The organism is Flavobacterium helocola (genome assembly GCF_038289885.1).
GTDB lineage: Bacteria > Bacteroidota > Bacteroidia > Flavobacteriales > Flavobacteriaceae > Flavobacterium > Flavobacterium cheniae.
On sequence record NZ_JBBYHT010000009.1, the window covers coordinates 30,359 to 49,089 of the forward strand.

Below are 18,731 nucleotides of genomic sequence, written 5' to 3' on the forward strand. Positions count from 1 at the left end.
TATTGTAAATCAGTTTATTAATATTACTTACATTAAGTCTTTATTTATATTAAAACCTTCTATTTACATTTGTAAACTTGCTTAATTCACTATTATTGTTTACATTTGTAATTCTTTAAATCTATTCACTATTTACAATGGTAAACATCGATGATTTTATTAAACGTTTAGAAATTATACTCGATTATTATAATTTATCTGCTTCTGCATTTGCGGATAAAATCAATGTACAGCGTTCGAGTTTGTCTCACCTACTCTCTGGGAGAAATAAACCTAGCTTAGATTTTATCATCAAAGTAATTGATGTTTTTCCTGAAGTAGATTTGTATTGGATTTTAAATGGAAAAGGAAATTTTCCGAAATCTGAAATTGTGGCTCATTCAGTTTTAGAAATTGAAAAAAGTACATCTTCATTACCAATTGTAGAAGTCCCTAATTCGGAACTTGATTTATTTTCGACTGTTGAAAAAGGAATTCCTCCTACTCTTTCAGAAAGCAATGCTGTAGAATCGATTAAAACAGAAAATAATTCTCCTGAAGAAATTGAGCGCATTGTAGTGTTTTTTAAAAACGGAACTTTCAAAAACTATAAACCATAAAAAAACTCTGAATTTCTCCAGAGTTCTTAAATAATTAAATAACTAACCTTTATCTTCGGTGTAAATAAACTGCTGTTACTCCTGCTTCTGCTCTACTCATTTGAGGTGTTGCATCTGCTGACATTGTTGGGAAAGCAAATTTTAAAACTAAACCGCCTGAATTCAAGCGTTCTGCTACATAAATTGCATTTGTTACGTGGTCATAAGCAACATCGACAGGGTTTCCTAACATAGAATTAGGTCCGTACACTCTAATTTGATTGTTCATAGCAATTGTTCCCAAATTATTCGTCATGTTTAGTACAGAAGTAAAGTTATTAATAACCACTAAACCACCGTCGGTTGCGCTTGAAGCTAATCCTACATCAGATAAAACCATTACATTATCTTGCGGAGAATAAGTAATTCCGTGTGTTCTAACTAAACCTTCAATTGTAACTCTTTTTGAAGCCGAAATTGACCCTGTAGCATTTGAAAAGAAATTGTTGTAAACTACTAAATCGCTAGTATTATCTGCAATTGCATACATGGTAGTTCCATCTAAATGGATTCCCCAAAGTTTGATATCTACAGTGTATGTATTTAAAAGTGTAAATCCAGTTGTATTTCTTTGGTATACATAAAATTTGCTGATATTTCCATTACCAGCATTTTGATCTTGAGCTACCACTACTTTATCTCCTGAAACCGCAATTTCACGAGCGTTTGTAAAATCCACTGAAGAAGAAAACGATAAATCTAATGTTGTTGCAGATGAAATGATGGCATTTCTTAATCCGTTATAAGCTTCTACTCTATTATTGGTTCGAGAAGCCAAAACTACTTGATCTTTAAATGTATCATAGTAAACACCATCTGCATCCGTTGAACTAATTGTAAAACTTTTTGCAGTAGGCGTTGTCGCTAGTAAATCTGTAAATGATATTTTTCCTGATGTGTTACTAGTGGTTACCAATTTTAATTCCTGAGCCGGAGTTGGTGTTTGATCAATTGGTTCTGGTTCAGGAGTTACCATTGAAGAATCGTCGTCATTACAAGAAGTAAATAAAACTGCTACTAAAGCTAGAGGTAAAAATAGTTTTTTCATTTGTTAAAAGTTTTGGTTTCTTCTATCTACGAAAAACTATTCTTCTTGGTTTTATTTTGAGTGAAATTTATTTTATCTTCCTAATAATAAACACTTTAAATAGATTATTCCTTTGGAACATAACTCAATTCTGGAACTTTTCCTATGACTCCTTTATAATACGATTCTAAAAATTTAATATCCGCTTCGATATTTCCAGTTGGATAAAATGGTTCATGATAAACCACTTGTTTTCTTCCGTAATCAAAAGCTACTGGGACAATTGGTACATTGGCCTTTAAAGCCATATAATAAAAACCGGTTTTCCATTCGGTTACTTTTTTTCGAGTTCCTTCTGGCGCGATAGCTAATCTAAAAATTTCTTTTTCTTTAAATATTTTGGCAATTGTATCTACTTTGTTCTCGTTTTTTTGACGATTTAAAGGTGTTCCTCCTGTCCAAGTGAAAAAATAATTAAACGGAAACACGAATAATTCCCTTTTAGCCACATAATTAATTTCAATATTTAGAATACCTCGTGAAAAAATACCAAGGAAAAAGTCCCACCAACTCGTGTGTGGAACGGCTATTAAAACACATTTTTTAACTTCTGGAGCGATAGTTCCAACTACTTTCCATCCAAAAATTTTACAGAAAATAAATTTGTATATAATTTGTTTCATACTAGACTATTTTGAGACAAAAATAAAATTATATTTACGATTACAAACAAAATTACATGATTAAGCGCTTATTGAGTTTTTTATTACCTATAAAAATTCACCAAAAGAAATCGGTTTACAGTAAAAATCTAGAAGTTACCTGGAATAATGGGTATTTGGTTTTAGATTCTGAAAATACCAATTATTCTTTTGGAAGTTTACAGCGCGTGTTAAAAAAAGGATTAAAATACATTGGTTACGAGCGTATTCAAAATTTTGAATCGATATTAGTTTTAGGCGTTGCTGGTGGAAGTGTAATTGAGACGCTGAAAAAAGAAGTAAAATTTGAAGGTAAAATTACAGGCGTAGAAATTGATGCGGCTGTTGTAGAATTGGCAACAAAATACTTTGGATTAGGAAAACACGACAATGTTTCAATCGTAATTGATGATGCATTTGAATTCGTTTTAAAAACCAAAGAAAAATACGATTTAATTATAATTGACATTTTCCAAGATACAACAATGCCGAATTTTTTATTTGAAGATTTCTTTATTAATCGTATTAATTTTTTACTTAATGTAAATGGATTTATCTTATTCAATACCATGGTTTTAGATTATCAAGATAGAAGAAGAAATGCGATTTATAAAAGCAAATTTGACAACAACTACTCTGTTAGATTGTATCCGAAAATTGAAGTCCACAACGAATTATTTACCATTAAAAAATTAGCCTAATGCGTGTAGTAAAAAAACTTTTAGTGGGAAAAGTCAGTGAAAAGCATTCTCATCCAATTAGTCCACTTCATAAGAGAATTTCTAATATTCAATCTATTTGGAACAATGATCATGAAGATGATAATGGGATTGAGAAGATTGTTCGTTTGTTTTTATCGATTTCTCAATTGTTATTTTTAGGTATTTATATTAAACATTTCGCCAATAAATTTGGTCATGAATATAAGGATTTGGCCATGGATTTATATGTTTTGTCTAAGGTGATCTTTCCATTCTTAATTCTGATAAATGACTGGCAAAATCATGATTATGTGATTTGGATATTGGTCTTTTTATTATTAGAAACCATACTGTATATTCCAACATTGATTTTTGCCTCCGATCTATTTTCAAGACCCCGCTCTTATAAACGTTCAATGTTATTATTGTTCTTTAATTACATTGAAGTTGTAGTTTCGTTTGCAGTTTTGTATACTTTGGGAGATAATATGAATAAACCTTTTGAACACTGGTTCGATTCGGTTTATTTTAGTTTAATAAGTTCAAATTCAATTGGATACGGAGATTACTACCCTATTACCACTTTTGGAAAAGTATTGGTTAGTTTACAAGCACTATTCTTTTTATCGTTTGTAATCTTATTTTTAAATTTTTTCTCAACAAAAGTTAAAAGTAAAGGCTATTTTGAAGACGAAGAAATTTAAGACAATAACTTTCTAGCTTTTTCTAAATCTTCAAAAGTGTCAATTCCGATGCTTCCGTGCGAAGTTTCAACCATTTTAATACGTTTTCCGTATTCTAAATAACGAAGTTGCTCTAGTTTTTCAGAAGCCTCTAATGATAACATAGGTAATCGATAAAAATCCATCAAAGCTTCTTTTCTGAAAGCATAAATTCCGATGTGTTTCATATAACGAACACCTGCATTTTCATCTCTTGGAAATGGAATTACTGAACGCGAAAAGTAAAGAGCAAAACCTTGTTGGTCCGTAATAACTTTTACGTTATTTGGATTGTTAATTTCTTCTTTATCAATAATTTGAAACATTAAAGAACCCAAATCAACTTTCTTTTCGGTATCGTTTTTGAAGACTTCGATTAATTCTTCTAAAGGCTTTTTATTAATAAATGGTTCATCACCTTGCACGTTAATTACAACATCAACATCCATGTTTTCAACTGCTTCCGCAATTCTGTCACTTCCGCTTTCGTGTTCTTTTATAGACATGATGGCTTTACCTCCATTCGAAATAATTTCATTGAAAATTAAATTGGAATCCGTAACCACGAAAACATCATCAAATAAATTTGTTGACATAGCTGCTTCATAGGTTCTAAGAATTACAGTTTTGCCACCTAAATCTTGCATTAATTTTGCAGGGAAACGTGTGGATGCATATCGAGCAGGAATTACAGCTATGATTTTCATGGTTGATTTAGTTTGATTGCAAATGTATTAATTTTCGAAAAACTCATCTTTAAATCCAATTAAATATAATTTTTCTTCTGCACGTGTGATGGCGGTGTATAACCAACGTACATAATCGATATCGATTCCTTCTGGTAAATAAGGTTGCTCTACAAAAACCGTTTTCCATTGGCCACCTTGCGATTTATGACACGTTATCGCATAAGAGAATTTAACTTGCAAGGCATTGAAATACTCATTTTCCTTAACTTTCTGTAATTTTTTATATTGCTGACGCTCGTCTTCATAATCCAATAACACTTCTTGATACAATTTATTCGATTCTTCATAAGTTAACGAAGGTGATTCGCTCATAATTGTATCTAACATGATAACAGTATCAAACGGAATTTGATTGGGATAATCAACCATTCTGACTTTTACAGTTGCAAATTTGAATCCGTATAACTCTTGAATTTTTCTGATTTCTAAAATTTCAATGATATCGCCATTCGCAATAAAACCAGCTTCTGATTCTTCTTTTAACCAAAAATAATTATTTTTTACGACCATCATATAATCTCCAGTTGAAATTTCACTTTCCTTGGATAAAATGGAAGTTCTAATTTGTTGGTTATACTGATTGGCTCTTTTATTAGAACGTAAAATGAAAACCGTATCTTCAATACTATAATTATCATACGCCTGATGAATAGCATCTTGAATTTCATATCCATCTTGCAGACGAACAATATCTTTAAATCCTTTTAGCTTAAATTGAAACGTATCAATAAAATGCGAATGTAATAATTCACGTAATTCAGTAGCATTATACAAAATTCCAGAATGTTCTGCCTGACGCATTACTTCATCTAATTCGATATGATGCACATTTTTTTGATAATGTAATGAAAGTGAATCAATATCTAAAGCTGGACTCACACTCATATTTACTGGCGGCAACTGGGCGGTATCTCCTATTAATAGCAATTTACAGTTTTTTCCAGCTTCTACATAAAAGAACAAATCATCTAACAAAGAACCATTTTCATATAATTTAGAATCTTGATTCGTATCTGAAATCATAGAAGACTCGTCTACTATAAAAAGTGTGTTCCTAAATTTATTTTGTTGTAAAGTAAAACTCACTCCTCCCGTTTTATTTTTTTTAGGATAATAAATTCTCTTATGAATTGTAAATGCTGGCTTTCCTGAATAATTACTAATCACTTTTGCTGCTCTTCCTGTTGGAGCTAATAACACCGCTTTCATATTAACATCGCCTAAATTATTAATAACCGTAGAAATTATGGTTGTTTTACCCGTTCCGGCATAACCTTTGAGAACAAAAATATCATCAGAAGTCGAATTCAAAATGAAATCGGCAATTTTCTGAAAAAAAACTTCTTGTTTTTGTGTGGGTTGATGCGGAAAATTATTTTGTAATAAATTGTAAAACAGCTTATAAGTCATAAAAATGGATTTGGCCAATATTAATTTTTCAAATATACTGATGATTTTTGCAAGAAATTCTTTTGTGTAGAAAAAAAAATTGTAGATTTGCGTACCTATTTAACTAAAAATAAATTATTCAAATGTTAGAAATTGCTATTTATTTAGTCGTATTGATTGTTTTAATCTTTGCATTGGTTAAACTAATTGATAAATTTGTTACACCTGGAAATAAAAAAATATTCACTGCAGTATTGTGGGGAATTTCTCTTTTTCTTGTATATTTAATATACTCATCTATTATGAAACCTATTGAGTTTCAAAATGAAAAAGAAGCTCGTTATGAAGTTGCTGTTAAAACAATGTTAGACATCAAAAAACTTCAAACGGGTTACAAATCTGTAAATGGAAAATATGCAGATACATTTGAGGAATTAATCAAATTTGTTGAAAGCGGACAATTTGAAATTATTTCTAGAAAAGATACTGCTGTTATTGATGCTGCTAAAAATGCTGCTTTTGGTATCACTGTTGGTGCTGATGGTGTTGGTGGTTTCTTTAAAGATGAAGTAATCATTACTAAATTAGGTTCTGTATCTGTTAAAGATTCATTATTCAAAAACTCTGATCGTTACAAAAGACTTAATGTTGTAAAAGTTGGTGGAGTTGAAGTTCCAGTATCTATGAAAACAGGAGTTGTTAGTAGAAACGATATGAATCTTTCTGTATTCCAAGCTATTATTGACAAAAATGCTTTATTAAAAGATTTAGATCAAGAATTAGTAAAACAAGAAAATAAAGTTGAGTCTATTGACGAAATCAATGGTCCACAAATTATTTTAGGTTCACTAGAAGAAGTAACTCTTACTGGAAACTGGCCAAAAAAATATGGTAATAACGAATAACGACATTACTCAAAAAACATATAAAAAGTTGTCCATTCAGGTTTCCTTGAGTGGACTTTCTTTTTGTGTCTTTGATTTAATTTCCAACAAGGTAATCAATACCATGTCAATTCCCTTTGAGAAAAACAAAGTGATTGAAGAACAATTATGGCGCACTTTTGTTGATTATCCTATTCTTACAAAATCCTACGATGAAGTAATGGTGGTGCACGATAATAATCTGAATGCATTTGTACCTACTTCATTATTTGATGCTAATTTTTTAGCGAGTTATTTGCAATACAATACCAAAGTTTTTGAAACCGATTTTTTTACTTATGATGTTGTTTTTCCTTATGAAATGAATAACATTTATGTGCCTTTCGTTAATATCAACAACTTCTTATTAGATCAATATGAAACTTTTGAATACCAAAATGCGAATTCTATTTTGGTAAAACAACTACTCGATTTATCTAAAAACAAAGAAGAAAAGCAAGTCTTTGTTCACTTACAAAAAGAACACTTTGAACTAATTGTGGTAAAAAATCAACAATTAATTCTTTTTAATTCATTTCAATACAAAACACCAGAAGATTTTATTTACTATATTTTGTTCACTTGTGAGCAACTACAACTAAATCCTGAAACTATTTTGGTTCAAATATTAGGAAATTGTTCTGAAGAAGACGCTTGTTTTAAAATAGCTTTCCAATACATTAGAAATTGTAGTTTATTAGATGTTACTAGTAAAGCTTCAATTTTAGAAGTAACTCCTACTGCTTTAAGAAATCACTTTATATTATACCATTCATGAGAATTATCTCCGGAAAACACAAAGGGCGTAGATTAGTTGCACCTAAAAATTTACCTGTTCGTCCTACAACCGACATGTGTAAGGAATCGTTATTTAATATTTTGAATAACTATTTTAATTTACATGGATTAAAAGTACTCGATTTATTTGCAGGAACTGGTAATATCAGTTATGAATTTGCTTCTCGTGGCGCTGGACCAATTACAAGTGTTGATGGCGATATGGGTTGTGTAAATTTCATTAAAAAAACTTCAACCGATTTAGATTTAGATATCAGCGTTATCAAAAGTGATGTTTTTAAATTCTTAGAAAAAAGTAAAGCGAGTTATGATATCATTTTTGCTGATCCTCCTTATGATTTAGGCCAGGAAAATTTTGAAAAAATTATTCAGCTTATTTTTGAAAACGAAATTTTAGACGAAGAAGGTATGTTGATTGTAGAACATTCCAAACATACTAAATTAGAACATCTAACAAATTTCTCTTTTTCAAAAAGTTATGGTGGTTCGGTATTTTCTTTTTACGAATTTGAAAGCGACGAAGAAGAAGATATTGAAGAGGAAGATGAAGGATAAAATCTTCAAAAAAAATGCAGACCTATAAGCCGGATTCTGTATCGCGCCAATGGCGGACCCTTATCATTTATCTAGATCACACATTACTGCGTGACTCAAGCTGTCTACCCTTCAACATCGGACGAGTCGCCCTTATTCTGATTGCTCAGAAACTGCTGATATACTTGACATTTCACCGCATAGAGTTTACCTGGTTTCACTACAGCATTACCTGTACATACTTTCTGTTGCACTTGTCCTCGCCTTTCAACGGACGGGCGTTACCCGCTATGCTACTCTTTGGTGTCCGGACTTTCCTACCATGCTTACACACGGACGATAAGGCGGTCTGCGGTGCAAACTTACAATAATTTATATGGTTTTAAAGAAATTTTAATAGATAGTTTAACATAACGTTTGGCTTTTATTCTTTATTTAAATTGTAAATTTATAGTCCACAAATCTTTTAATTCTCATTAATATGTCAAGTATCTATCATTATGCCTCGGTTTCAGAAGCTTTAAAAAAATTAAGAGAGAAAGGATTTACTTTTGATTTCAATCAAAATGAAAAAGATATCGTTTTACATCCCGAAAACTATACCATCAATCACATTTACTATTACGAAGGAAACTCCAATCCAGACGATCAGGCTTCAGTTTATGGTATCGTTTCAAAATATGGACTAAAAGGTGTATTTGTTACAGGAACTTCTGCAAATTCATCAGATGAAAATGCAGAATTAGTATCTAAATTAGCCATCAAAAACAAACACACTCCTACTCTTTAATATTAGTTCAAGATTCAATAATCTGAAAATTGTGAATAACTTTTAGCAACATTTTCCTCAATTTAGATTTCGGAATTTGCCTTTTGGAATTTTTACCTCTATATTTGTGTTTCAATAGAATTTATGGAACAATTTATCGTATCAGCTCGTAAATATCGTCCGCAAACATTTAAAGATGTTGTGGGTCAACAAGCTATTACAAATACTTTGTTGAATGCTATTGAAACCAATCACTTAGCGCAAGCCTTATTATTTACTGGACCACGTGGTGTTGGAAAAACAACTTGCGCGCGTATTTTAGCTCGAAAAATCAATCAAGAAGGTTATGATGACCCGTATGAAGATTTTTCGTTTAATGTATTCGAATTAGATGCGGCTTCTAACAATGGTGTTGACGATATTAGAAGTATTATCGACCAAGTTAGAATACCTCCACAAACAGGAAAATATAAGGTTTATATCATCGACGAGGTGCACATGCTTTCTCAAGCAGCTTTTAATGCTTTCCTTAAAACATTAGAAGAACCACCTAAACATGCCATTTTTATTTTAGCGACTACTGAAAAACATAAAATAATACCAACGATTTTATCGCGTTGTCAGATATTTGATTTTAAAAGAATTACGGTTAAAGATGCGAAAGAACATTTAGCCGAAATTGCTAAAGAACAAGGTGTTGCTTACGAAGATGATGCATTACACATTATTGCTCAAAAAGCAGATGGCGCTATGCGTGATGCTTTGTCTATTTTTGACAGAGTAGTTTCGTATTGTGGGAATAATTTAACCAGACAAGCGGTTACCGAAAATTTAAATGTATTAGATTTTGAATATTACATCAGAATCACCGATTTAATTTTAGAAAATAAAATTCCAGATTTATTAGTTGCCTACAATGATATTTTAGCAAAAGGTTTTGATGGACATCATTTTATTGCAGGTTTGGCATCGCATTTTAGAGATTTATTGGTTTGTAAAAATCCGGCTACTCTTCCTTTATTAGAAGCTGGAGAACAAGCGCAAGCTTTATATGCTGCACAATCGCACAAAGCCATGCACGACTTTTTAATTAAAGGAATTGAATTGGCAAACGAATGCGATTTGAAATTTAAAGTCAGTCAAAATCAGCGACTTTTAGTTGAACTTTGTTTGATGCAATTAGCCTCTATCACTTTTGATGGAGAAAAAAAAAAGTAGCTAAATTTATAATTCCGGCTACTTATTACAAGAACAACTCCTACTCTATTACTGAAGTTTCAACGATTAAAGCGCAAATTCCAACAGAGGAACCAAAACCTGTTGTAGTTGCAGAAACCGTTGTAAACGAACCTATAGTTGCGGAAATTTCTCAAGTTCAAAATGAAGTAGTTGCTCCAATAGTTCCAGAAATTCCTAAGCCAGTTTTAACGAATTTAAATCCAACGGGAACTAAAGTTTCGGCACTTTCATTAGCGAGTATTAAAGCTAAAAAAGACTTAGAAGCCCAACAAAATCAGCATCAAAAGCACAAAGAAGAATTGCCTTCGGAAGTTTTTAACGAAACCGATATGTTGTTGCAATGGAATAAATTTGCGCAAAAAATGACGGATTCTGGAAAGCGTTTAATGGCGACTTATATGCAAATGAACGATCCAACCTTAAACGGAACTACCATTACATTAGAACTCCCTAATCAAAGTACAAAGGAAGAATTTTTAACAGGTTGCCATGAATTAATAGGTTATTTAAGAGGTAAATTACACAACCATGATATTACTATTGAAGTAGTGGTTAATGAAACGGTTGAAAACAAATACGCCTTTACACCACAAGAAAAATTTGAACGATTAAAACAAATTAATCCTACCATTGAATTGTTGAGAAAGACGTTTGATTTGGATGTTTAAGGAAAATATATATCTTTAAAATTTAAAGTTCAAATTTGAGTAAAAAGACATATTATCTATGAAAATAAAGTAGCAAAAAAACTTGGGTTAACAACAGTTTATTTCTTCTCTTTATGGTTAACCAACAAGCAACCTGTATTTTCCTTTAGATTTTAATTCGTAAATGTAAATTTTATTTGTTTTTTTAGTTGAGTCTTTAATTACATCCAAAGGTTTTAGTTTTGTTTTATAACTTCCTTCACTATCATTTTTTTTAGAGTTTGTATACGCAGCTTTTATAGGATTGTCTTTAGAAATTATGTAATCTTTAGTTTTGTCTAAATGCTCTATGTCTCTAATTTTCACACCAGGAATTTCTAAATCACCAATTAAATAACCAAAACTGTCTTCTGTTAAATAAGTATTATTGAATAAACTATCATTAACAATTTCATACTGATATTCACCAACAAATTTATATTCAGCTTGATTAAGTTTTGAACAGCTTGTTACTGATATTGCAATAATTATGAGGTTTAATAATATATTTTTTTTCATTTTGATTAAATTTAAAATCCCGTTAGGGATGAAATATTGGTAACTAATAACTAACTGTTTCTAAAATCCCGTAGGGATGACATTAAATAGGCTCTTTAAAAATGTAACGCTCATCATAATCCACTTCAAAAGCTTCTAAAAATTCCAAATATTCTTCTTGAAATGATTTCGTTTTATGACGCTCTTCTTGATTCTGAATATAATTGATTACATTTTGAACATGTGATTTGGAATACGAAAATGCTCCGTAACCTTCTTGCCATTCAAATTTAACCTTCAAAAACTTTTTTTCGTTAATCCATTTAGATGAATTGGCTTTAATGATTTGCATTAATTCGGAAATAGATTGTGTTGGACGCATTCCGATTAGAATATGAATGTGGTCTGACATTCCGTTAATGGCTAACATCTTATGATTATTTGCTTTGATAATTCCTGTAATATATTGGTATAATTCATCTTTGAATGACGAATGAATTAATCCGTTTCGATATTTTACCGCAAAAACAAATTGGATGTGAATTTGTGTGTATGTGTTTGCCATAAATCAATATTATTTACCGATTGTTGTCCAAAATCTACCGATATGTCGTCCCTACGGGACTCGGTTAACCAATTATTTTTTTCTACCGAGATGTCGTCCCTACGGGACTTATGCTGATTTTTATTTTTTTTATCTACCAAGATGACGTCCCTACGGGACTAATTATTATATCTTCCCATAATACATTGCTTTCACGATACCATCAGATAATCCGATTTTTGGAACGTAAATATGTCGGGCGCCACTCCATTTCATGGCGTTTAGATAGATTCTTGTCGCTGGAATAATTACATCGGCGCGGTCTGGGTTTAGACCTAAATCGGCAATACGTTGTTCGTATGTCATGCTGTTTAACTTTTGATATTGCGATTGCACATACATGTATGACAGCGGTTTGTCTTGGTTTTTCTCAGATAATTTGAATAATTTATTGATGTTTCCACCAGAGCCAATTAGCGTAATATTTTCAAATGGTTCTACATTGGCTTTAATCCATTTTTCCATTTCTTGCCAAACGATATCATTTACCATTTCATTTAACAAGCGAACGGTTCCGTTTTTAAATGATTTGGATGCAATAATTTTTCCTTCAAAAAACAAAGAGAATTCGGTGCTTCCACCACCAACATCAACATATAAATACGCTTTATCAGAAGTTATGAATTGTTTTAAATCGGAAGCCGCAATAATAGCTGCTTCTTTTTTACCATCAATAATATCAATTTTAATATCGGCTTTTTTCTTAATGATTTCGACAACTTCTTTTCCATTATAGGCTTCTCGCATGGCTGAAGTAGCACAAGCACGATAATGTTCAACTTTGTGAACTTTCATTAATAATTTAAAAGCTTTCATGGCATCAACCATTCGGTCAATATTTTCTTCCGAAATTTCGCCAACCGTAAACGCGTCTTGTCCTAAACGAATTGGAACACGAACTAAGGAACTTTTATTGAATTGAGGAGCGCAACCTTCTTGCTCTACGATATTAGTTACCAACAACCTCATGGCATTGGAACCGATATCGATAGCCGCATATTTTTTTATTGTAATCATTTATTTTTTATTATTGCAACTCTTCTGCAATTACGTCTAATTTGTTTTGGTAATAATTGTACATTTCTTGTTGGGCTCTAAACGGTTTTTCATCGCCACGTTTTCTGTACTGATTTAGTAAATCGGCTGAATGAATTCGTGCTTTTACATTGGCTTTCCAACCTATTTCAAAAGTTTCGATTAATTCTTTTTTAATCTCTTTGTAATAAATAGGACACGTTACTTCTACCCTTGCATCTAAATTTCGGGTCATAAAATCGGCTGATGAAATGAAAACTTCAGGGTCGCCAGCATTTCCGAAAATATAAATTCGGGAATGTTCTAAATAATTATCAACGATACTTATCGCTTCAATATTTTCGCTTAATCCTTTTACACCTGGAATTAAACAGCAAATTCCTCTAATGATCAATTGAACTTTTACTCCAGCTTTACTGGCTTCATACAATTTATCCGTCATTTTAAAATCAGATATACTGTTCATTTTCAATTTGATATAGGCTTCTCTTCCAGAAAGGGCATTTAAAATTTCTCTGTCGATTAACTTGTTAAAACGAGTTCGTGTATAATGTGGAGAAACTATCAAATGTTTGTAACGGTGTACTCGATAATTCACATCAAAGAAATCGAAAATCTTTGCAGCGTCTTTCAAAATTTCAACATTACTTGTAAAAAGCGTAACATCAGTATAAACTTTTGCCGAATTTTCATTGAAATTTCCGGTTGAAACTAATCCGTAACGTTTAACTCTTCCTTCTTCAATGCGCTCGATGACACAAATTTTACTGTGAACTTTTAAACCTTTAACACCAAAAATTAATTCGATACCTTCGGTTTGCATTTGTTCTGAATACGAAATATTACTTTCTTCATCAAAACGCGCTTGCAATTCGATTTGAACAGTTACTTTTTTTCCGTTTTTAGCAGCATTAATTAAAGAACTCACAATTTGCGAATTCTTAGCCAAACGATACAACGTAATTTTAATGGAAGCTACTTTTGGATCTAAAGCCGCTTCACGCAGAAATTTAATGATATAAGAAAAAGACTGATATGGTGCGTAAAGTAAATAATCTTTCTTTTTGATTCGCTCTAAAATGCTTCCTTCTAATGATAATCCTGGAACCGGTAATGGTAGATTTTCTCTGTATAATAAATCGTATCGTCCTAAATTTGGGAAGTTCATGTAATCTCTACGATTGTGATATCTTCCTCCTGGAATAATACTATCAGAACTTAAAATATTCATTCCTTTTAGGAAAAACTCCAAAGTATCTTTTCCAATAGCTTGATCGTAAACAAAACGAACAGGTTCTCCTACTCTTCTTTCTTTAACCGAGTTGGAAATCTTTTCCATTAAACTTTTACTCAAATCACTATCGAATTCTAACTGAGCATCACGCGTAATTTTAATCATGTTAGCCGAAATGCTTTCATAATCAAATATATTAAAGATACTATTTAAGTTAAGACGTATAACATCATCTAAAAGAATAATATACTGCTTTTCAGAATTTGAAGGTAAAACTACAAATCGATTAATAGTATGCGGAATTTCGATAACAGCGTAACGGACTTCTTTTTGCGAAGTTTCCGAATTCATTACTAATTTTATCGCTAAATATCCTGAAGTATCTTTTAGAAGAGGAAATTCTTCTAAGTCATTTAACATGATAGTTACTACAGCCGGACTTACCTTTTGAATGAAATAATCGTGAATAAAAATCTCTTGATCTTTAGTTACTTGCTTTTCATTAATAATATAGATATTCTCTTTTTCTAATTTCTTTTCGATTTCACTTAATATGCGTAAACTTTCCGATTGTTGTTCGATTACAATATCGGTAATTTCTTTAAGTAATTGTTCAGCTGGAACACCTAGAATTTTTTCGGTTTCAGTAGTTTCAAGGCTCATACGACGAATGGCCGCGTAACGAACTCTGAAAAACTCATCTAAATTATTAGAAAAAATTCCAAGAAAACGAAATCTATCTAATAAAGGTACATTCTCATCATTAGCTTCTTGAAGTACTCTTGCGTTAAATGTTAACCAACTTTTTTCTCTATCTATATAGTTATTTGTAGGATTGTTCATTTTTAAACTGGCTTGGAAATAATGTTGCTTTAGTTTGTCCTTTTGAGATGTTATTCCAATCATCAGTATCAAATTGCAAAGCAACTACTCCAGATGTTGGTACATTATCTATATAAAGGTCTCCAAATTTATTAACAAATTTTGTAATAGCTTCATTATGTCCGAAAAGAATTAGGCTATCATATGAATTTTCACATTTTTTTATGCTTTTTTCTAAGCTCTTAGCATCAAAAGTGTACAAATCCTCTGAAAAACGAATCGTTTCTAAAGGGATAGACAAGTATTGTGAAAAAATAAAAGCCGTTTCTTGTGTTCGTTTTGCTTTACTACACCAAACAATATAAGAACGAGGTAAAATTTCTGGTGCTTTTGAAGCAATTAGATGTGCATCCTTAACACCTCGTTGAGAGATAGATCTATCAATATCCTGAACCGGAGCATCCCAACTTGATTTAGAATGTCTAATAAGTATTAAATTTTTCATAGTTATTAGTTTAGAGATTCAAATTACTACTTTTTTTTGAATTAAAAGTTAAAGCTTTTGCCAATTTTAAGTTAGTTAGTAGATTTTTTTAAACACTTTATCGAAAACACTGACCTAATTGCAGCTAACTATTAGTTTTTGAGTAATTTAGCTCTAACAAAAAATTGTACTCCCCCATTTTTTTTAAAACTTAACTTCATTTTCTACCCCCAAAACCCAACCTTAAAATCAACTTACTGTAATCATTAATTTAGTAAAATTATTATTATGGAAAGTTTTATAAAGCACAAGTATAAAATACATTTTTTATGCTTATTTTTTCTCTGCATAATTAAGCTCAATGCACAAGTCATTCATAACTATGATTCTGTAGCACTTCAATCTGATCAAACTCTTAAAAATAAGATTGAATCTATTTTGAATTCAAGAGATATATTGATAGTCAATACAAATGTATCTTCTAGGAATAGCTATGAAAATTTCGAAATTATAGACATAAAATACGATAATTTAAGTCAGTTAAGTCAAGTTGATGCAGCTCTGTTACAAAATTTGAAATATTGTATTTTAAGACTTCAAAACAATTCAAATCCAATCGATTTAAATCTATTAAATCCTTTAACAAATTTGGAAGTAATTCACATTATAATTGAAACAGATTTTATAGGAAGTCCATCTATTATTAATCTTATTAATCAGAGTATTGTTATAACCTACATAATAAGTATTCCACAATAAATCTCAAGCTATGAATACAAAAAATTACTCAAAAGTTGTTAATTTTAGTGGAAAAAATTTAATTTTAATTATTCTTCTTTCACTAAGTTTTACAATACATTCTCAGGTTAGAGTAAATTTTACACCTAGAGAAGCAATTGCTAGCCCTTCAACAAGTATATATAATATTAAAGGGGATTTTACTATAATAGGAAATACTAATTTAACATTAAACAATTATGATGTAAATGAACCTAATAGTAATAATAACATGGTTTATGTCGATGTTGATGGAAATTCCAATACTTTTAATTCTTCAAGTGCAAATTTGACTTTTTCAACTGAAAATGGTGCCATTCCAGAATGTTCAAAAATAGTTTTTGCTGGTTTATACTGGACAGGAAGAGCATCAGATGGTTCAAATAGTCCAGATACTTTTAACGTCACGAAAAACTCAGTTACTAAAACATTAAATAAAAGGAAAGTTCAATTAAAAGGACCATCAGCGGCTACTTATACAGAAATTACCGCAGGAACCAATGATATTTATTATCCACAAACAAATGATGGTTTTATGTATTCTGCATTTGCAGAAATTACAGAATACGTAAAAACAAATGGTTTAGGTCAATATACTGTTGCTGACATCGCACTTGTTGAAGGAAATGGCGGAGGAACAGGTTATTACGGAGGATGGGGAATCATTGTAGTTTATGAAAACTCTAAAATGAAATGGCGCGATATTACCGTTTTTGATGGTCATGCTTATGTGCAAGGAAGCACAACTGTGAGTCATCAAATACCAATTTCTGGATTTAATGCAGTTCAAACAGGCCAAGTAAATATTAAACTTGGTTTAATGGCTGGTGAGGGTGATCGTAGCATAAGCGGTGATTACTTTAATATTTTAAGATCAAGCGATAACAATTGGCAAGCATTAAATCACACTGGAAATGCAACCAATAATTTCTTTAATTCTTCTATTCAAACTGGAGGTAATACAAGAAGTCCAAATCTTGTAAACAATACCGGATTAGATATTTCAATGTTTAATATTCCAAATCCAGGGAATACAGTCATAGCGAATAATCAAACATCTACCACACTAAGATATGGCTCGACGCAAGACACTTATGTTATCTTTATGGCTGCTATGGCTGTTGATGCGTATATTCCAGATCCAGAAGGTGTTATGTCCTTAGTTACAATAAATGGATTACCTGCAACTAGCACAACTACAGTGACTCCTGGACAAGAAATTGAATACTCAATAAAAATTTTAAATGAAGGAACTGAAAGCATAAATAATACACAAATAAAAATTCAATTACCTTACACAACAACATTTGTAAATGGTAGTCAATCGGGCATAATAAATTTTAGTCCGCTACCTACTCCAAACAATGTTTATTTTAACCCAAGTGATGGTCCTTCTGGAAGTTTAATTTGGGATATTGGCACACTTCCTGTTCCTAGCACTCCAACAACCGTTTTAGGAGAACTAAAATATAAAGTTAAAATCACAGAAGATTGTTTTCTTTTAAAGAATACCAATTGTGTTCCTTCAGCATCATTATATGGTTTTATTAATGGTGTTGGTGCTGTAACTGGTATTCAAATAATTAATAAACCATTTATTCAAGGGTATGTTAGTAGTGGATTATGTTTAGGAGACCCTATTTTAGATGCTATTACAACAACAATTGATGCTACAAATTTTATTAACCAAAACTGTCAAAATACAAATACAGAACTTGTTTTTAACTATTGTAGTCCAATATCTCAAGTTCCTTTCAATTCAATTGCATCAAATTATCCTATTGGAACACAATTTTATAACAGTTATCCTGTAACTGGAAATACTATGGAATATACAAGTTCAAATCCATTTCCAAATACATTAGGAAGCTTCGATTACTATGCCGTACCACCAAATACTAATGGTTGTTATTATACCTTACAAATTATTATTGTTGGAAACCCTACAATTACATCTCCACAAGCTGTTAATATAGTTGGTTGTAGTACAAATGCAATAACTGGATTACCATTTAGTACTACTCCAGTTTCAATAACATTACAAGACTTTATTAATATTGGTGGAAGTGTATCAAATAATTCATTAAGTTACACTATAAGTTATGTAGATGTAATTACTGGAAGCTGTCCTACTGTTGTAAACAGAAGTTATACATTAACTACATCATGTGTCACAACTAATTTGACTCAGGTTTTTACCATAGAAAGACCAGATTTCACAATGCCAGAAAACACTGCTTCAACTGTAGCGTGTGCTGCGGATATTGTAGCGCCTTTGGTTCCTGTGGTAACAGATAATTGTGATAATGTGTTAGTAGCTTCGGCTCCTGTTATTTCTGCAGCTCCAACTTGTGAAGGAACTGTAACCTATACCTATACTTTCACGGATTGTGAAGGAAAT

General features: G+C 31.3%; 20 protein-coding genes and 1 other RNA gene. 11 read left to right on the top strand and 10 right to left on the bottom strand.

Annotated features, from left to right (window positions below; translation table 11 throughout):
- The first annotated feature begins 137 nt into the window (after nt 1-137).
- Nucleotides 138-599, top strand: a complete 462-nt coding sequence (locus AAEO58_RS13165) for a helix-turn-helix domain-containing protein (RefSeq protein ID WP_341683865.1) — start codon at nt 138-140, stop codon at nt 597-599.
- Nucleotides 600-648: 49 nt separating this feature from the next.
- Here AAEO58_RS13165 and AAEO58_RS13170 read toward each other — a convergent pair whose 3' ends face one another.
- Complete coding sequence (locus AAEO58_RS13170; RefSeq protein WP_133607049.1) at nt 649-1,686, bottom strand: hypothetical protein; 1,038 nt, start codon at nt 1,684-1,686, stop codon at nt 649-651.
- Nucleotides 1,687-1,790: 104 nt separating this feature from the next.
- Nucleotides 1,791-2,348, bottom strand: a complete 558-nt coding sequence (locus tag AAEO58_RS13175; protein WP_341683866.1) for a 1-acyl-sn-glycerol-3-phosphate acyltransferase — start codon at nt 2,346-2,348, stop codon at nt 1,791-1,793.
- Nucleotides 2,349-2,404: 56 nt separating this feature from the next.
- On the opposite strand from AAEO58_RS13175, the gene AAEO58_RS13180 reads away from it, so the two are divergent.
- Nucleotides 2,405-3,067 carry a spermidine synthase gene (locus AAEO58_RS13180; RefSeq protein ID WP_341683868.1) on the top strand — a complete coding sequence of 221 codons (663 nt, stop codon included), beginning with the start codon at nt 2,405-2,407 and terminating at the stop codon, nt 3,065-3,067.
- Nucleotides 3,067-3,771: a potassium channel family protein gene (locus AAEO58_RS13185; RefSeq protein ID WP_341683870.1), complete on the top strand. Its 705-nt coding sequence runs from the start codon at nt 3,067-3,069 to the stop codon at nt 3,769-3,771. The genes AAEO58_RS13180 and AAEO58_RS13185 overlap by 1 nt, the downstream gene beginning before the upstream one ends.
- Here AAEO58_RS13185 and kdsB read toward each other — a convergent pair.
- Nucleotides 3,768-4,496: a 3-deoxy-manno-octulosonate cytidylyltransferase gene (gene kdsB, locus AAEO58_RS13190; RefSeq protein WP_341683871.1), complete on the bottom strand. Its 729-nt coding sequence runs from the start codon at nt 4,494-4,496 to the stop codon at nt 3,768-3,770. The genes AAEO58_RS13185 and kdsB overlap by 4 nt on opposite strands.
- Before the next feature lie 27 nt (nt 4,497-4,523).
- Complete coding sequence (locus AAEO58_RS13195; RefSeq protein WP_341683873.1) at nt 4,524-5,948, bottom strand: ATP-dependent DNA helicase; 1,425 nt, start codon at nt 5,946-5,948, stop codon at nt 4,524-4,526.
- A gap of 122 nt (nt 5,949-6,070) precedes the next feature.
- Here AAEO58_RS13195 and AAEO58_RS13200 point away from each other — a divergent pair, with 122 nt between their 5' ends.
- Genes AAEO58_RS13200 through rsmD form a run of 3 tightly spaced genes read left to right on the top strand, consistent with a single transcriptional unit; the run spans nt 6,071 to nt 8,203 of the window.
- Nucleotides 6,071-6,832 carry a hypothetical protein gene (locus tag AAEO58_RS13200; RefSeq protein WP_341683874.1) on the top strand — a complete coding sequence of 254 codons (762 nt, stop codon included), beginning with the start codon at nt 6,071-6,073 and terminating at the stop codon, nt 6,830-6,832.
- A complete protein-coding gene (locus AAEO58_RS13205) occupies nt 6,816-7,628 on the top strand; it encodes a DUF3822 family protein (RefSeq protein WP_341683875.1) in 813 nt (270 codons plus the stop codon). Before AAEO58_RS13200 ends, AAEO58_RS13205 begins: the two co-directional genes overlap by 17 nt.
- Complete coding sequence (rsmD, locus tag AAEO58_RS13210) at nt 7,625-8,203, top strand: 16S rRNA (guanine(966)-N(2))-methyltransferase RsmD (RefSeq protein ID WP_341683876.1); 579 nt, start codon at nt 7,625-7,627, stop codon at nt 8,201-8,203. The genes AAEO58_RS13205 and rsmD overlap by 4 nt, the downstream gene beginning before the upstream one ends.
- Before the next feature lie 9 nt (nt 8,204-8,212).
- Here the strand turns inward: rsmD and rnpB are convergent.
- An RNA gene (rnpB, locus tag AAEO58_RS13215) (RNase P RNA component class A) lies at nt 8,213-8,538 on the bottom strand.
- Between the two features lie 125 nt (nt 8,539-8,663).
- Here rnpB and AAEO58_RS13220 point away from each other — a divergent pair.
- The 3 genes from AAEO58_RS13220 to AAEO58_RS13230 all read left to right on the top strand — a co-directional run bounded on the left by AAEO58_RS13220 (nt 8,664) and on the right by AAEO58_RS13230 (nt 10,858).
- Nucleotides 8,664-8,972 (top strand): hypothetical protein, encoded by a 309-nt coding sequence (locus AAEO58_RS13220; protein WP_341683877.1) that lies wholly within the window; start codon nt 8,664-8,666, stop codon nt 8,970-8,972.
- 123 nt (nt 8,973-9,095) lie between these two features.
- Nucleotides 9,096-10,169 carry a DNA polymerase III subunit gamma/tau gene (gene dnaX, locus AAEO58_RS13225; RefSeq protein ID WP_133607073.1) on the top strand — a complete coding sequence of 358 codons (1,074 nt, stop codon included), beginning with the start codon at nt 9,096-9,098 and terminating at the stop codon, nt 10,167-10,169.
- Nucleotides 10,170-10,489: 320 nt separating this feature from the next.
- The gene (locus AAEO58_RS13230) at nt 10,490-10,858 is read left to right on the top strand and encodes a DNA polymerase III (RefSeq protein WP_291135474.1); all 369 of its coding nucleotides are present in this window, start codon (nt 10,490-10,492) and stop codon (nt 10,856-10,858) included.
- Nucleotides 10,859-10,975: 117 nt separating this feature from the next.
- Here the strand turns inward: AAEO58_RS13230 and AAEO58_RS13235 are convergent, their stop codons facing one another.
- The 5 genes from AAEO58_RS13235 to AAEO58_RS13255 all read right to left on the bottom strand — a co-directional run bounded on the left by AAEO58_RS13235 (nt 10,976) and on the right by AAEO58_RS13255 (nt 15,574).
- Nucleotides 10,976-11,395 (bottom strand): hypothetical protein, encoded by a 420-nt coding sequence (locus AAEO58_RS13235; RefSeq protein WP_341683879.1) that lies wholly within the window; start codon nt 11,393-11,395, stop codon nt 10,976-10,978.
- Nucleotides 11,396-11,477: 82 nt separating this feature from the next.
- Complete coding sequence (gene tnpA / locus AAEO58_RS13240; RefSeq protein WP_341683880.1) at nt 11,478-11,939, bottom strand: IS200/IS605 family transposase; 462 nt, start codon at nt 11,937-11,939, stop codon at nt 11,478-11,480.
- A gap of 165 nt (nt 11,940-12,104) precedes the next feature.
- On the bottom strand, nt 12,105-12,995 hold the full coding sequence (locus AAEO58_RS13245; RefSeq protein ID WP_341683881.1) for a Ppx/GppA phosphatase family protein: 891 nt from the start codon (nt 12,993-12,995) through the stop codon (nt 12,105-12,107).
- 10 nt (nt 12,996-13,005) lie between these two features.
- Complete coding sequence (gene ppk1, locus AAEO58_RS13250; RefSeq protein ID WP_341683883.1) at nt 13,006-15,090, bottom strand: polyphosphate kinase 1; 2,085 nt, start codon at nt 15,088-15,090, stop codon at nt 13,006-13,008.
- Nucleotides 15,071-15,574, bottom strand: a complete 504-nt coding sequence (locus tag AAEO58_RS13255) for a SixA phosphatase family protein (RefSeq protein WP_341683884.1) — start codon at nt 15,572-15,574, stop codon at nt 15,071-15,073. The genes ppk1 and AAEO58_RS13255 overlap by 20 nt, the downstream gene beginning before the upstream one ends.
- A gap of 267 nt (nt 15,575-15,841) precedes the next feature.
- On the opposite strand from AAEO58_RS13255, the gene AAEO58_RS13260 reads away from it, so the two are divergent.
- Together AAEO58_RS13260 and AAEO58_RS13265 are read left to right on the top strand one after the other, a co-directional pair.
- Complete coding sequence (locus AAEO58_RS13260; protein ID WP_341683886.1) at nt 15,842-16,312, top strand: hypothetical protein; 471 nt, start codon at nt 15,842-15,844, stop codon at nt 16,310-16,312.
- 10 nt (nt 16,313-16,322) lie between these two features.
- Nucleotides 16,323-18,731: HYR-like domain-containing protein (locus AAEO58_RS13265; RefSeq protein WP_341683887.1), on the top strand; the 2,409-nt coding region annotated here is incomplete at its 3' end.

Excerpts from the sequence above, each read along its gene's own strand:
- AAEO58_RS13165 (WP_341683865.1), top strand. The coding sequence starts at position 138 with ATGGTAAACATCGATGATTTTATTAAACGTTTAGAAATTATACTCGAT.
- AAEO58_RS13170 (WP_133607049.1), bottom strand. The coding sequence starts at position 1,686 with ATGAAAAAACTATTTTTACCTCTAGCTTTAGTAGCAGTTTTATTTACT.
- AAEO58_RS13175 (WP_341683866.1), bottom strand. The coding sequence starts at position 2,348 with ATGAAACAAATTATATACAAATTTATTTTCTGTAAAATTTTTGGATGG.
- AAEO58_RS13180 (WP_341683868.1), top strand. The coding sequence starts at position 2,405 with ATGATTAAGCGCTTATTGAGTTTTTTATTACCTATAAAAATTCACCAA.
- AAEO58_RS13185 (WP_341683870.1), top strand. The coding sequence starts at position 3,067 with ATGCGTGTAGTAAAAAAACTTTTAGTGGGAAAAGTCAGTGAAAAGCAT.
- kdsB (WP_341683871.1), bottom strand. The coding sequence starts at position 4,496 with ATGAAAATCATAGCTGTAATTCCTGCTCGATATGCATCCACACGTTTC.
- AAEO58_RS13195 (WP_341683873.1), bottom strand. The coding sequence starts at position 5,948 with ATGACTTATAAGCTGTTTTACAATTTATTACAAAATAATTTTCCGCAT.
- AAEO58_RS13200 (WP_341683874.1), top strand. The coding sequence starts at position 6,071 with ATGTTAGAAATTGCTATTTATTTAGTCGTATTGATTGTTTTAATCTTT.
- AAEO58_RS13205 (WP_341683875.1), top strand. The coding sequence starts at position 6,816 with ATGGTAATAACGAATAACGACATTACTCAAAAAACATATAAAAAGTTG.
- rsmD (WP_341683876.1), top strand. The coding sequence starts at position 7,625 with ATGAGAATTATCTCCGGAAAACACAAAGGGCGTAGATTAGTTGCACCT.
- AAEO58_RS13220 (WP_341683877.1), top strand. The coding sequence starts at position 8,664 with ATGTCAAGTATCTATCATTATGCCTCGGTTTCAGAAGCTTTAAAAAAA.
- dnaX (WP_133607073.1), top strand. The coding sequence starts at position 9,096 with ATGGAACAATTTATCGTATCAGCTCGTAAATATCGTCCGCAAACATTT.
- AAEO58_RS13235 (WP_341683879.1), bottom strand. The coding sequence starts at position 11,395 with ATGAAAAAAAATATATTATTAAACCTCATAATTATTGCAATATCAGTA.
- tnpA (WP_341683880.1), bottom strand. The coding sequence starts at position 11,939 with ATGGCAAACACATACACACAAATTCACATCCAATTTGTTTTTGCGGTA.
- AAEO58_RS13245 (WP_341683881.1), bottom strand. The coding sequence starts at position 12,995 with ATGATTACAATAAAAAAATATGCGGCTATCGATATCGGTTCCAATGCC.
- ppk1 (WP_341683883.1), bottom strand. The coding sequence starts at position 15,090 with ATGAACAATCCTACAAATAACTATATAGATAGAGAAAAAAGTTGGTTA.
- AAEO58_RS13255 (WP_341683884.1), bottom strand. The coding sequence starts at position 15,574 with ATGAAAAATTTAATACTTATTAGACATTCTAAATCAAGTTGGGATGCT.
- AAEO58_RS13260 (WP_341683886.1), top strand. The coding sequence starts at position 15,842 with ATGGAAAGTTTTATAAAGCACAAGTATAAAATACATTTTTTATGCTTA.